The sequence below is a fragment of the Dehalococcoidales bacterium genome, from assembly GCA_041652735.1.
Taxonomy (GTDB): domain Bacteria; phylum Chloroflexota; class Dehalococcoidia; order Dehalococcoidales; family RBG-16-60-22; genus RBG-13-51-18.
Genome location: JBAZGT010000001.1, coordinates 23,560 through 36,771, shown reverse-complemented (window position 1 = coordinate 36,771; position 13,212 = coordinate 23,560). Strand labels below are relative to the sequence as shown.

At 47.7% G+C, this 13,212-nt stretch carries 13 protein-coding genes; 6 read left to right on the top strand and 7 right to left on the bottom strand.

Annotated elements, in window-relative coordinates; all coding sequences use genetic code 11:
- Positions 1-15: 15 nt before the first annotated feature.
- From WC370_00165 to WC370_00155, 3 genes are all read right to left on the bottom strand, one after another.
- Positions 16-594, bottom strand: coding sequence for a hypothetical protein (locus WC370_00165; protein MFA5307884.1), 579 nt, complete (start codon positions 592-594; stop codon positions 16-18).
- A 318-nt stretch (positions 595-912) separates the two neighbouring features.
- Positions 913-1,497 carry a VTT domain-containing protein gene (locus tag WC370_00160; GenBank protein ID MFA5307883.1) on the bottom strand — a complete coding sequence of 195 codons (585 nt, stop codon included), beginning with the start codon at positions 1,495-1,497 and terminating at the stop codon, positions 913-915.
- A gap of 125 nt (positions 1,498-1,622) precedes the next feature.
- Positions 1,623-4,304: an HAD-IC family P-type ATPase gene (locus tag WC370_00155; GenBank protein MFA5307882.1), complete on the bottom strand. Its 2,682-nt coding sequence runs from the start codon at positions 4,302-4,304 to the stop codon at positions 1,623-1,625.
- Between the two features lie 412 nt (positions 4,305-4,716).
- Between WC370_00155 and WC370_00150 the strand changes: the two genes are divergently transcribed.
- The 3 genes from WC370_00150 (at position 4,717) to WC370_00140 (ending at position 6,741) form a co-directional block, all read left to right on the top strand.
- Positions 4,717-5,076 (top strand): metalloregulator ArsR/SmtB family transcription factor, encoded by a 360-nt coding sequence (locus WC370_00150; GenBank protein MFA5307881.1) that lies wholly within the window; start codon positions 4,717-4,719, stop codon positions 5,074-5,076.
- A gap of 120 nt (positions 5,077-5,196) precedes the next feature.
- Positions 5,197-5,508: a hypothetical protein gene (locus WC370_00145; GenBank protein ID MFA5307880.1), complete on the top strand. Its 312-nt coding sequence runs from the start codon at positions 5,197-5,199 to the stop codon at positions 5,506-5,508.
- A 93-nt stretch (positions 5,509-5,601) separates the two neighbouring features.
- A complete protein-coding gene (locus WC370_00140) occupies positions 5,602-6,741 on the top strand; it encodes an ABC transporter ATP-binding protein (protein MFA5307879.1) in 1,140 nt (379 codons plus the stop codon).
- A 63-nt stretch (positions 6,742-6,804) separates the two neighbouring features.
- Here the strand turns inward: WC370_00140 and WC370_00135 are convergent, their stop codons facing one another.
- The gene (locus WC370_00135; protein MFA5307878.1) at positions 6,805-7,206 is read right to left on the bottom strand and encodes a hypothetical protein; all 402 of its coding nucleotides are present in this window, start codon (positions 7,204-7,206) and stop codon (positions 6,805-6,807) included.
- Between the two features lie 704 nt (positions 7,207-7,910).
- Here WC370_00135 and WC370_00130 point away from each other — a divergent pair.
- The 3 genes from WC370_00130 to WC370_00120 all read left to right on the top strand — a co-directional run bounded on the left by WC370_00130 (position 7,911) and on the right by WC370_00120 (position 10,269).
- Entirely contained in the window at positions 7,911-8,264 is a 354-nt protein-coding gene (locus WC370_00130) for a hypothetical protein (GenBank protein MFA5307877.1), read from the top strand.
- A gap of 143 nt (positions 8,265-8,407) precedes the next feature.
- On the top strand, positions 8,408-9,628 hold the full coding sequence (locus tag WC370_00125) for a DNA polymerase III subunit beta (GenBank protein MFA5307876.1): 1,221 nt from the start codon (positions 8,408-8,410) through the stop codon (positions 9,626-9,628).
- 317 nt (positions 9,629-9,945) lie between these two features.
- The gene (locus tag WC370_00120) at positions 9,946-10,269 is read left to right on the top strand and encodes a hypothetical protein (protein ID MFA5307875.1); all 324 of its coding nucleotides are present in this window, start codon (positions 9,946-9,948) and stop codon (positions 10,267-10,269) included.
- A gap of 139 nt (positions 10,270-10,408) precedes the next feature.
- Here the strand turns inward: WC370_00120 and WC370_00115 are convergent, their stop codons facing one another.
- The 3 genes from WC370_00115 to WC370_00105 form a co-directional block, all read right to left on the bottom strand.
- Complete coding sequence (locus WC370_00115) at positions 10,409-12,109, bottom strand: hypothetical protein (protein ID MFA5307874.1); 1,701 nt, start codon at positions 12,107-12,109, stop codon at positions 10,409-10,411.
- Positions 12,110-12,685 (bottom strand): HNH endonuclease signature motif containing protein, encoded by a 576-nt coding sequence (locus WC370_00110; GenBank protein ID MFA5307873.1) that lies wholly within the window; start codon positions 12,683-12,685, stop codon positions 12,110-12,112.
- A 117-nt stretch (positions 12,686-12,802) separates the two neighbouring features.
- Positions 12,803-13,210 carry a very short patch repair endonuclease gene (locus tag WC370_00105; GenBank protein ID MFA5307872.1) on the bottom strand — a complete coding sequence of 136 codons (408 nt, stop codon included), beginning with the start codon at positions 13,208-13,210 and terminating at the stop codon, positions 12,803-12,805.
- Positions 13,211-13,212: the final 2 nt, after the last annotated feature.

The following is a 13,212-nucleotide window of genomic DNA, read 5'->3' as shown; positions in this document are numbered from 1 at the left end:
GTTAGATTTGTGTATTTACCGGGAATTATTACCCCATTTATGCATGTTTCCCGGTCCTGTTCCCAGTCCCGGCTCGCCGTAGCTATTACCACGATTGGCCTGCTCCTGTTTTGTCATCTGGCAGTTACCAGCGCCCTGTCCACCCCCATTGCCACCAGCCCATTCAGGTTTTCCAACGGTAGTGCGGTTGATAGCACGGACTACATTCTGCTCCATATTTTGCAGCATGAAAGTAGCTCTTTCCTGGGTTAAAGTGCCGGTGGTCACTCTTTCTTGGATCCGGGCTTGCCGTTCGGCCATGACGGCGTCAATCAGTTGTTCCTCGGTTATACCTTGTGCGGCTGCGATCTGGACAAGGCTTAGGCCTTCCTGTCGCTGGGCCTGTATTTCCTCCGCTGTTAATCCCAGAAGGGAGGTAACATTGTCGGAACAGATGCCCTGACCACCCAATCCATATCCCTGCCCATAGCTATTGCTTACACCTTTGTCGTTAGTGCTGTTCGGGCCAGCTGCCATGGCAACTCCTGTGGTTGCCAGTGTGAGTACTGCGACCAAAGAGGCCGCGATGACCAGTATTCTTGCTTTCCTACCCATATCGATTCTCCTTTCTTTTTTCAGGTTCTTTTTGAACCTTTCATTTTAATAATAGAGCCTCGATGTGGAGCAAGTATGGAGAAAAGATGGCGTTTTTATGTAATTTCCGCATTCTAGAAGTGATGGCTAAAAGAGTACCTTAAAATGAGACTTTTTCCTTTTGTTTCTTCAGCATTTCCCCCGGGAGGGGAAGATAATCTAGCGCTTATGCAGGTAATAGTCAAGAAGGGAAAAAGCTCTCGGTTCTTTTCTTGGGAAGTCACGAAATGAGTATTTGTTACCTCAGAAATTACATCGGGGACTAAAGTATACCCTGGTTTAGTTCAACCAACGTAAGATAGATTCCATCCCCCAAGCCCCGGCAAAAGCCACGAACGTATGCTTGATAATGCGCCCGATTCCTCCGTAGAGAAAGAACTTCCAGATAGGGAACCGGAGAGCGCCGGCCGCCGCCCCAGCAACATCGAAAAAGGGATTGGGAATGATCGCCAGAACAAGAATTGTGACGGCACCCCACCGCTTCATCCAGCCTTCTATCCGTTGATACATACGCTTGTTTTCGACTACCGCACGCCCACCGTAACCTAAAAGGTAGCCTGTAGTTTCCCCCAGAGTTCCTCCGACACCGGAAACCAAGCCGACCAGAAGAGGGTTCAGAGTTCCCCCAAGAGTAAACACCAGCGCCAAACCGGGCACCGGCACGATAATAGTGGCTGCCCCCAACACCGAGAGGACAAAGATTCCCAGATAACCATAACTACCTAATCCCGCTATCTCATGTCGAAAAACAGCCACAAGCACGATAATAAGCAGGGAAAACAGCAGGGCCAGCATCTGGATCCAGTGGTTTTTGAACCAGGACCTTTTCCGGGCGCCCCAGGTTCTCTTGTCTGGTTCTACCATCGATTGACTGTTAGTGGGTGAGGTAGCGCTATTATCACTCATCTTTCGCAACCACATTGCGTCGAGCTAAAGACACGGTTATTACCTAAGTCCGCAGCGTCTTTTCGCTCATACCTTTTTGTCAATTACCATTTACCCCAGGAGAAAAGGCGGGGGAAAAAGTGCTTGCGGGTTTCTTCCAGCAGGAACAAGGCCAGCCCGGCGCCGATAATGATGCCCCAGTCCATTAACCGTATCGGCGCGGTATGAAAAGCTGTCTGTAAAAACGGCGTGTAAACGATGGCTACCTGTAGTAAAGCGACGAAAGCAATTGAAAGCACCAGTATTTTGTTCTTGAAGAAACCTATCTTGAAAACGGAGTGTTCATCGGAGCGGGCGCTGAAGGCGATAAACCAGACAAAGGTGTTTAAGGCACAAAAGGTCATGGTCTCCGCGGCTTCCAGTCTCATGCGGGGTTCGGCCCAGCGGAATAACAGGAAGGAGCCGATACCGATGAGGACAGCTATGAACAGCGTCCGGAGCAGCAGACCGGGATATATCAAGCCGGTACCGGGGCGCCGAGGTGGTTTTTTAAGTTCGTCGCCGACCTTGGGCTCGAAGCCGAGCGGGATATCGCCGGCGGTATCCGTGGCCAGGTTCACCCACAGAATTTGTACTGCCATCAGCGGTGACTGCCCCAGGAACAGGACGCTTAATATCAATACCATTAACTCGCCGATATTGGTGCTCAGCATGTAGAAAATGACGTTTCGCAAGCGGTTGAATATCGCCCGCCCTTCATCCACCGCCGCCACCACGGACGCGAAATTATCATCCGCCAGAACCATATTGCTGGCTTCCTTGGCCACGTCCGTGCCGGTGATGCCCATCGCGATACCGATATCGGCGGCCTTGAGCGCCGGGGCGTCATTCACGCCGTCTCCCGTCATGGCGACGACATGCCCGCGGCTCTTAAAGGCATTGACGATTCTCAATTTGTGCAGCGGCTCGATGCGTGCAAAAACGGAAATATTTTCTACTTCTTCATGCAGTTCTTCATCCGTCATCCGTGAAAGCTCCGCCCCGGTCACCGCCTTGCCCGGCGGCAGCTCCAGCTGCCGGGCGATAGACTCCGCCGTAACTTTATTATCGCCGGTTATCATCACTACCTTGATGCCGGCTTCCTTGCAGTGTTTGACGGCGGTTTTGGCTTCTTCCCGCGGCGGGTCTTCCATCCCCACCAACCCCGCGAAAATAAGGCCGCGCTGCAGAAAATCATCCGGCAATTCCCCGGTGCCCGGCGGCAGATCGAGGTATGCCAGCGCAATCACGCGCAATGCTTCCTGTGCCATGCGGTTGGCCGCCGCGGTAATCCCCTGTAAGTCATCCGGCTGGATAGGGACGGTCTTATCTCCTTCCTGCCGGAACTTGCTGAATTGCAGGACTTTTTCCGCCGCCCCTTTCATGCAGGCGATAGCCTTACCGTTATGGTTATGCAGCGTAACATGGTATTGCTTTTCACTCTCGAAAGGGATTTCATCTATTCTCGGATATTCTTTTTCCAGTGCTTCCTTGGCGATACCGGCCTTTTCCGCTGCGACCACCAGTGCGCCGTCGGTAGGGTCGCCAATGATGCCCGGCTGCCCATTATGGGACATTAATCTGGCATCGTTGCAGAGAGCGCCGATTTTTAAGAGAAGATTGACTTTTTCTTTCTCCTCAACCGATAACGGCTGGTTATCTTTCATGAACTGGCCTTTGGGGTTATATCCTTCGCCGGTAACCTGGATGAAGCTATTACCGTCGAAGAGTTGTCGTACCGTCATCTGGTTCATGGTCAGGGTACCCGTTTTATCTGAACAAATGACGGTGGCGGAGCCTAAAGTCTCTACTGCCAGCAGCTTCCTCACGATGGCGTTGCGTTTGGCCATCGCCCGCATCCCGATGGACAGCACGACGGTCAATACCGCCGGCAGCCCTTCCGGAATAGCGGATACGGCGGCGGCTATCGTCACCAGGAAGATTTCTGTCCAGTTCATCCCTTTTATCAAGCCGGCGACCAGAAGCAGCGCCGTCGCGCCAAGGAAAAGGATCATCAGGTAGCGGCTCAACTGGCCGACGTTTTTCTGCAGGGGAGTGGGTTCCGGTTTGACTTCCTGCAAGCCGCGGGCGATCTGTCCCATCTCTGTGGACATGCCGGTTTTGACCACCAGCGCGGTGGCCCGGCCGCCGGTTATCGCCGTCCCCAGGAAAGTCATGTTGAGCTGGTCGGCAATCACGGCTTCACCGGCGATGGTCCGGGTGTTCTTCTCCACCGGCATGGATTCTCCGGTCAGGGCGGACTCGTTGGCTTTCAGATTGGCGGCTTCTATCAGCCTGGCGTCGGCAGGCACTTTATCACCGGCCTCCAAGTGTATGATATCGCCGGGCACCAGTTCTCTGGCCGGCTTGATGGCAAGCTTATTATCCCGCCTTACCTTCGCTTTAGGAGAAGCCAGCTCCAGCAGCGCGTTCATGGACTTTTCCGCCTGCGTTTCCTGGAAAAACCCTATCGCCGCGTTCAGAATCAGTATGCCTAATATTACGAATGCATCCGTAGAATGCCCGATGACGAAAGACACTATGGCCGCAACGGCTAAAACGTAAATGAGCGGGCTTTTGAACTGGTTTAAGAATATGAGTAGCCTGGAGATATTTTTCTTGGTCTCCAGTTCATTGGCGCCGTACTCAAGACGCCGTTTCCCCACCTCATCTTCCGTCAAACCGGTAGACTGAACCGCCAGTTGCCGTAATGACTCATCAATACTCAAATTGTGCCAATTTTCCATGTATGTTATGCCCCTCCGGGAACAAGCGGTAAGAAATAAAAACGGCGAAACCACACGGCATATTACGCCGTAATGGTCTCGCCACTAGTCTAAGTATCTAGCGGACAGCCGGGAGGCTAGCTCCGTGCTGACGACTGCCCGAACCCGATATACGGCTGGCTACTCCCCACTCCGGTAATTCTATCATCTGCGTATCCGGCGGTCAAAAGCGGGTCATCGTTTATATTTCGATAGAGCAGACTTCTTTGTAGTCGACTAAATGAGTTTTTGTGACTCAATAAGAGTCCCATTTAGAACCTAGAGTTATTGTTTACTTGATTGTGAAATCTTTACTTTGGAACTACGAATTAGTTCCAGTCAGTTCGTAGTTAATTGACAGCCCATCTCATTCATCGTTATTATGTTTAATGGAATGCAAGAAAAAACACTGCTGGACGTTACTAAAATAAAGGAACAAGCGGAGTTATTCGCCGCGCTGGCGGATCCTACCCGGCTAAAACTGCTCCAGGTCCTTTGCCGCCAGAATCCCCCCGGCTGCCGCTGTGTCAATAACCTTTCACAGTTGCTTGGCATAACTCAACCGGCCGTTTCCCAGCATCTCCGGGTATTAAAGTCGGTCGGATTGGTCATCGGAGAGAAACGCGGTTTCCGCATGCACTATCTGATTGATCCTGAAGGGCTGAAACGCTGCCAGGGAGTTCTTTCCACCACACTCGAATTCGATAAAATTTGCGAAGAAGACTCCTGCCGGCAAAACTGTCATCTGCCATAAGCCGCTGCCTGGCCCACTATCTTTCCTTTTTAACTCGCCCCCCTTGTTGACAGGATAATTCCCATATATTAAACTAAGTCTATAAGTTGTTACTTATAGACTTATAATGAGGAGGTATTTATGCACAGGGAAGAAAACTGCGGTTGTAGTGAACACGGTAGCCATCATGGAGAGCAGCACGAGGGCAGGCAGGAAAGTCATGGGGAAGATTGTGGGTGCGGCGGACACAGTCATCATAGTATGTATGGAGAAGGGCACCACCACGGTGGTTGTGGATGCGGTTGCCACCAGCATCACGGAGGAATGGGATTCCACCGGCGTTTTATCCCCCGCGAAGAAATCATCGCCAGGTTAGAAGAATATCTGAAGCAGCTTCAAGCAGAGGCCAAAGGAGTAGAGGAGCGTTTGGCTGAGCTTAAAAAAGAAGTGTAAATTCAACCCTCTTGAACCTCGACCGTTAATGAAACTAAAAGCCAGCGGATAATATGAATTAACCCGCTGGCTTTGATTTAAAGGAGCCGTCTATTGAAAAATCAGGGTTTTGCTCTTGAAGTAAAGGACCTAACTAAAGTTTTTGGACAACTTGTGGCGGTTGATCATGCCAGTTTTCAAGTTAATCAGGGAGAGTTCTTCGGTTTCCTGGGTCCCAACGGCGCCGGCAAAACCACTACAATACGTATGCTCACGGGAATCATCAAGAAAAACAGCGGCGAAGCGGTTGTGATGGGATACCCGGCTGGCAGCATCCGCGCCAAACAGTTATCCGGTGTTATGCCTGAGCTTGCAAATGCCTATATGGACCTGACCGCCTGGGGCAACCTCATGCTTGTGAGTGAACTCTATCGTATGCCGGCTAATCAGGCTAAAGAGCGAGCCTCGTCCCTCTTGCAGCAACTCGGGCTCTACGAAAGAAAAGACTCTCTGGTAAGCACTTACTCCATGGGCATGAGAAAACGCCTCGTTCTCTGTTTGGCGCTTCTTCCCGACCCTCAGATTCTCTTCCTTGACGAGCCGACAAGCGGTCTCGACGTACAGAGCGTCCGCTTCATACACGCAATGCTTAAGGATTTGAAGCAGGAGGGGAAAACTATCTTGTTCACGACGCACAATATGGATGAAGCGGCCGAGATGTGCGAACGTGTGGCGATAATCAATCATGGGAAAATAGTAGCCCTGGATAGCCCGGATAAGCTGAGCATTACTGCCGGGCGTGTCTATCTTGTTGATGTGAGCTTTGATAGACCAATAAATACTGAAGATCTGACAAAGTTGCCCGGGGTAAACCGTCTAGAGACCACGCAGGAGATAGAAGCGGCTGAAAGACTGCGCGCACAGCAGGCCATCGCGGGAACTGGCAGACCTGGAGGGATGGGAGGTGGACCGAGTAGAACACAGGGACAGATGCCTGGTATAAAGCAACCGGGACCTGGCGGAGGACCGCAACAAGCGATTGGAGCGGGGAAGATACCAGGTGCAGAGATAGTCGGGGAGAAAAAGTCTGACAGCCGTTTCCGGCTGTATACGGATAATACAACCCTTCTAGTCGGCTCACTGGTTGATTTCAGCCGGGCGAATTCTCTTCAAATGAACATCCTTAACATACGTCCGCCTTCACTTGAAGATGCATTTGTCAGATTGACCGAGGAGAAAAGCCATGCAAAGTAGTTTCGGCATTTTGGACCAGATAATACGCTCTTTTGCCATCGTTAAAAAGGATATGAAAATCTACTACTCCAAGGGGCAGGTTATCCTTATGGGTGTGCTGTGGCCAGGCTTCATGTTTCTTTCATTCGCTTTCGGGCGGCAGATGCCGGTCGAAACGCTAATGCCAGGACTCATTGCGGTTTCGGTTTTCTTCACCTGCTCGGCTATATCGCCAATAGTCTTTCCCATAGAAAGCCAGGCGAGGACTCTGGAAAGACTTGTGTCGTGTCCAGTGTCTGTCTGGACTATCCTTCTGGGAGATATGTTGGCCTCCGCACTGACCGGATTGATTATCTCCCTGATACCGATTTTACTCTCTATGGTGGTCGGCGTTACGTTTATCCATCCCTGGGTTATGCTAGCGGGAGTTCTCCTCAGTTCCTTGTGCTTTTCAGCCATGGCGCTTATTTTTTCCTTTCCCGCCACCAGTTCACCTGCTCCTATTCAAATGTTGAGTACCTTAATTAAGTTCCCTTTAATGTTCATTAGCGGAATATTCATCCCATTGAGTCAACTGCCGTCTGCGGCGAAGGCTCTTTCCTTGATCTCTCCACTTACCTACTTCACCGACCTGGCCCGCTATGCAATGGGAGGAATAAGTTACTATCCGCCGTTCGTTAATTTACTGGTAATTATCGCTTTTACGGTGGTGTTCTGGACTGTCGCCGTAAATCTCCACAACAGAACCTTGCCAATGAGAGTATGAAAGACTATCTCATAGCTTTCAATTTTTAAGTTCATAAGGCCTTTTATAAGACACTCAAAGCCTCCCGTTTCAGGGAGGCTTTTCTTTTTGTTTTCTCATTTCCTTCCCCGTCCCCCAGAGGGTGATAAACTAGCTTTTTCTTCTCGTTTAACCTTATGACTTTTTGTTAAATAATGAAGCTAGAAATGTATTTTGTAGCACCTTAAAAACTGAATATCAGCAGAGCCTTGACCTGAACGCTTGCCTCATTGAAAGGGGGTTAAGCGTGGTTACAACAGCATGTCCTCAAGATGATAATCCTTTATCCTATGACAGGTTAGACGGCGAGTGGCTTGTATGGTATCAAGTCGCCCACCGCTTTGAGCGTAAAGTACCGTCACCGGATAGACCGGACATAAGACACAGCATTATTCTGGAGCTAGCTATGGCAAGACACAGAGACGGCCAGCCTATTCCGATACTGCGGGCCTACCGCATCGCCAGCTTGACCATAGCACTTTACTGGCGCAAGGAGAAGCGCAAGCCGACTATCTTAAGCCTTGACTACCAGGTAAATATCGGTGACGGCGATACTGCCGAGCTAATGAACACCATCGCCGATGATAAAGCTATGGACATATCGGCTTGGATTGACGCTAAAACGTGGTTGCTAGGTTGCCCGATACGGCTAGTCCAGATAGCCAACAAAAAGCTAGCGGGGCAGTCTCTTACTAATAGGGAACATCAATACCTGTGGTACTACAGACAAAAAGAACAAAAAAGCATGATAGCGTCCTAAGATTTCACCCTCTCAAAACAGTATATATAGTGGAAGCACTGTTAATGCCAGCGAGTTGCGGGTTAGCGGTCGCTTACTACTAGACGAAGCCGGTAGCCTTGCCCACTGCCGGATAGTCAATAGGGGGTGTTCAAATAGAACAATTGAATATTGAGGGCAAGCGTTCAGGTGAGGGCTTTGTATCACACAAGGCGATACTGGTAAACGCCTTAAGTCGGGCATTAGCCGAAAGGGTAATGCTCAATGACTTTACTATCGGGCGTAAAGGTTTCCTTACCTATCTTAAGTCTCTCGGCGGGTCAAATATCGTAAAGGTAGTACCTGCCGGCGGTAATGCCAGCGGGGTGCGGGTTACTGATAAACGGCTTAAGGTGGTCTGTGGGACAAACACCAGTTTCCTTGACGACATGGCATGGATAGGCGATAAAACACCCTTGAGCCTCTGCGAAGTCAGGGTAAGCCCATCCAACACCGTCAGTCCTAACCTCGGAGCACTGGAACTATCGGAAGCACTATCTAGAGTAGTGCCGTTTACTTCCCAAGAGGATACCAGACCAGTCTTACAATGTGTCCTTTTCAGGGTAGCAGACGGTAAACTCACAATAGTGAGCGCCGATGGTTTCCGGTTATCCGTGGTTAAGCTGGACTTTGATGGCGAGGATGGGCAAGTCCTGATAAACAGGGATGAGCTAAGGGGTGTTATCAGTGCCTTACGGCGTGCCTATCGGGTTAGAGTGAGCTTTGAAAAGAACGGGGAAAGCCTTGACGGCATGAGCCTGGTACTGGATACCGAGCTAATCCGCTATAAATGGCGGAGCGTTGACGGCAACTTTCCCGAATACGAGAAGCTCCTACCCGCCGAGTTCAACACCTTTGTTAGCTTTGACGCTAACGAGGCAATCAAGGCGGTAAGCTCACTCAAGGTATTATCGGATAGTAAAGCCTACCCGATAGACCTCACCATCGGTAACGGCAAGCTCATCATGTCCAGTCCTGATGATAAAGGACAAGCGGACATTCCTGCCGATACTCTGGGCGATGGCAAGATACGCCTTGATGGCGGTTATCTGGCTGACGCCTTGAGGGCTTGTGGCGGGATGGTGGACTTAAAGCTGGTGGACGGCAAATCGCCCATGCTCTTTACCTCTCCCGATTATGAGCTGGTGGTTATGCCTATGCTAACCAATGAGAGCCAGAAGCCGACAGGTGAGGAAACGACTGCCGAGCCGGAAGCCGAGCAAGCCGAGGCAGAACATGCCGAGGTTGAGGAAGCCGAAAAAGCCGATGCCGTAGCCGAAGCCGAGGAAATCACCAAAGCCAAGCCGAAGCGGAAGCACAAGGCGAAAGAACCAGTCGCCGTGTAATTATAAGCCCAAACTGAACGCTTGAACTCACAAAACAGCCACGTAAAAAGCGGGGGTGATTCCCCGCTTTTTACTATTTAGAGGAGATTTTCTCTCCCAGCGTGGGAAGAAAGTCTCCTTTTTTGTTGGCTAAAAGGGTTGGTGAGTGCCGATGCCCGATGGCAGAGGCAGACCTGGGACAGAGACGTAAGTCCTCGATGGCAGGGAATATCGGCGGTTGCGTACTTATTCGGAAGTCCAATAGGGCAGTTGCATAGTACGAACAACAACCAAAGAGAGTAGGTACTCCAAAAACTAATAAGAAAGAAGGTGTAACTATGCCCGTAAAATGGAACCCACTCAAGGTCAACGAATCTATAGATACGGTCGAAACATATATCAACCTGGCGGTTGAGCCGCTGGAACTGGCAAGACTTGCTGCCCGGGAAGCCTTGAATATACCGAACCTTCCCCAGTATGTCACTCAGCACATATACCGGATTATTGGTGACATAGACCAGGCGATCGGCGGCAGCCAATGGAACCAGACCGGCCGGCTAAAGGCAGGTATACAGTCCGTCCGTAATGATTTACCCAAAGAAGCTATAGAAGAAGAGAAAAAGAAACTGGAGAGCGGAAGTCAACTAAGTATGGTGGACTAATAACGTTAATATCTGTAATTTAAAGATTAACAGGCTAGGGATAATTTACTAGCCTGTTTTTATTCTCTATAATCTTATCTATATTTTATGGGAAGTTGCGCACTCTATTTAGATATTGGTATTTGGTATTAAGCAATTACTATTTCGATGATTCAAGTACAATGCGATATCCACCTAATTGAAACTCTTGACCTAACAGCGCAAATTCTTTATGAGTTGAGGATTCCATCCGGAGAGACGTGTGTATCCAACCAAGAGGATCAGAAGTGTAAAGGACCTTGTTTTTAGATCCATCATTAATTAACCTAATAATTTGCGGCCACATTCCCCATGCAGCTCGATCATCCGGCTGCTCATCTCCTGAAAAATGAGCGAAGTTTCTACCTATCACAAAAAGTAAAATATGAGTAATTGCGATATTGTTTAAGTCGAAGCCTAGTAATTTCCCTATCGCTCTATGGTCTTTATCTGCCAGCCAATTGCTAACAGAACTAATCCAAGCATTCGCTGTTTTCATTAAGTTCTTTTTCCCTGATTCTCGCTTTTGCATTGATGAAGCGAAAAAGTCTTGCCACTTGAGTTGAAATAAACAGAGGGTGCCGGTTTTTTTATCAAGAATAATTGCATCTATGTCAGTTATGACTTTATCTTCAACCTTTATTTTTACCGGTTTTTCTATCATGAAAAACCGTTCACTAGGAAAGAACTGATAAAGCTCAATACGGAATGTTTCCTCCCTGAGATTTACGTACTTATACCAATCGTTCGGATATAGGTTCCTCAATTCCTCTAATAAAAAAAGGTAGGGACTATCTGACAAGATTCCTGAAATTGAGTTTATTACTGACTCTTCACTAATTTGAATTAAAGGAGGAGAGTAGTTCCGGGGTGTTAGTACGTGTATTGATTTGTTATTTGGCGTTAGGGTAAATAAAGACAAAATATGCGATGCTTCTTGTGAGGAAACTTCCAGAGCTGCTGCCATGTCTTCACAAAGATCGTTAATATGACAATAAATTGTCAATAAATTACGCAGTTCCAAGTCAGGGTGTTTGAGCAATAATGACTGGCAGAAGTCGATATGCTTCCAAGCAAAACCTACTAGATTTACTATAGCTGCTTTGTATAAACCAAAAGACTTTCCGGCAAATGTTGCTTCATTAGGGAAACTGTCGTGTCCTAGACAGTGAGTACGCGACCACAAAAGGCCGAAACGTTGGTAATATGCATCAATTTCAGGTGCAGTTTGATAGTGTATATAATGCTGCCAGCGAGGCTGAACTAGTGCCGACATTTTCTTCATAATTTTGCTTCTCATTTTAAGCACTTTAGACCAAGAATCAGTACCCAAATCGGCAGCTAGTTCATTTAAGTAATCAAACTCATATCGTTCCAACTTTTCGATTCCCGCGTTGGTCGCGCGTATTACAAAATGAATTTCGTTATCTTTTGGATTGGATAGCTCGCCCAGACCGAATCGGTCATACTCAAGCAATATTTCGCAAATACCGAGTTTTCCACATTGTATTATCATTGAATCAGCCCACTGCTGCGATTCAGGTGTTGATGGTGTTAAAGGTACACCCTTTTCCATGCAGTCCTTACTCATGAAAAGTGATAAAGATTTGGTCCATCCGAACTGGTAATATTGATTGTAAAAGACATCTCCTCGGACGTCTGGTTGCCCTTCTTTTTTTGAGAGAGTATACAAGAGATATGCATCATTTGCCCTAGCGAGTTCAAGAATCGCCCAGCGTTTATCCTGTCGAAAATCCGCTAGAATGTGTTGTTCCTGGTCTGTGAGAAGGTTCTTAAGTATCGTACGAGGATTATCATGCATTTACAAGTCGCCTAACTTTTTCATATGATTTGCCTTTACAAACGCTTTATGAATTTGCTGATAAAGTTCTAATGATTTGTCCGATTCCATATGTACATTCTTGTATAGACTCTCCGCTATTATACGGATGGCATCCTGTTCCTCCATTGATAAGTTTGGATACCGCTCGGTCTTTATATGTAAAAGAATTTTACCTTTTCTTTCCGATATCTTCTCTTGTTGACCTTTCATCTGACAAATCTTTTCAAGCTGCTCTTCCCACGTGAAATAGGTGTTGTTGGGTTTCTTGTATCTTTTATTACATGATTTGCATGTGGGAATAATATTACCAGGATGATGCAAACCAAATTCTGTTCGATTAAACATGATAACATGTTCCATCTGAGGATTTAGGCATTCTTCACCGCAATATGCGCACCTATTTTTAAAGACTTCAGTTTTTATTCGGGTCCAATCATCCTTTGCTTTTCCATTACTAGTATTAAATGATCTACCTAAATAATATTCTCCTACTCTAGTTAGAAAAGCCCTAATCGCTGTGTTGGCCGCGTCAAATGATGTATTATATATTGCCATTTTACTATCCTGACCTCGCGTCTCTAATCAGTGTTTTATTCTATTTCAAGTGATAAGTTTATCTTCGATTGATATGATAGTTCTGCGCCCTTCTCTATCCTATGACAAAATTACTCATTATGTTCTTGTAACACTCGACTTAATTATATTGATACAAGCTTCCAAGTCATTTTTTATCTGATGTTGCCATACTCGAATAACCTTCCAACCGCCTCTACGCAATTTTTTAAAATTACGTTGATCTCTTAGCCGAGTTTTGAGAATCTTTTCTTGCCAAAAAGAAGAAAGGTCATTCTTCCAACTTGAAAATCGATATCCGTGCCAAAAATCCCCATCGATAAATACCGCCACTTTTTGCCGAGAAAATACTATATCCGGCTTACCAGGTAAATCGGTAACATGCTTGCGGAAACGATACCCTTGACGATATAGCTCGGAGCGAATCTGTTTTTCTATACCGGTATCTTTACCCTTTACCCGAGACATGCAATATTTACGTTGTTGGGGAGAAAGATTATCCGGCATTG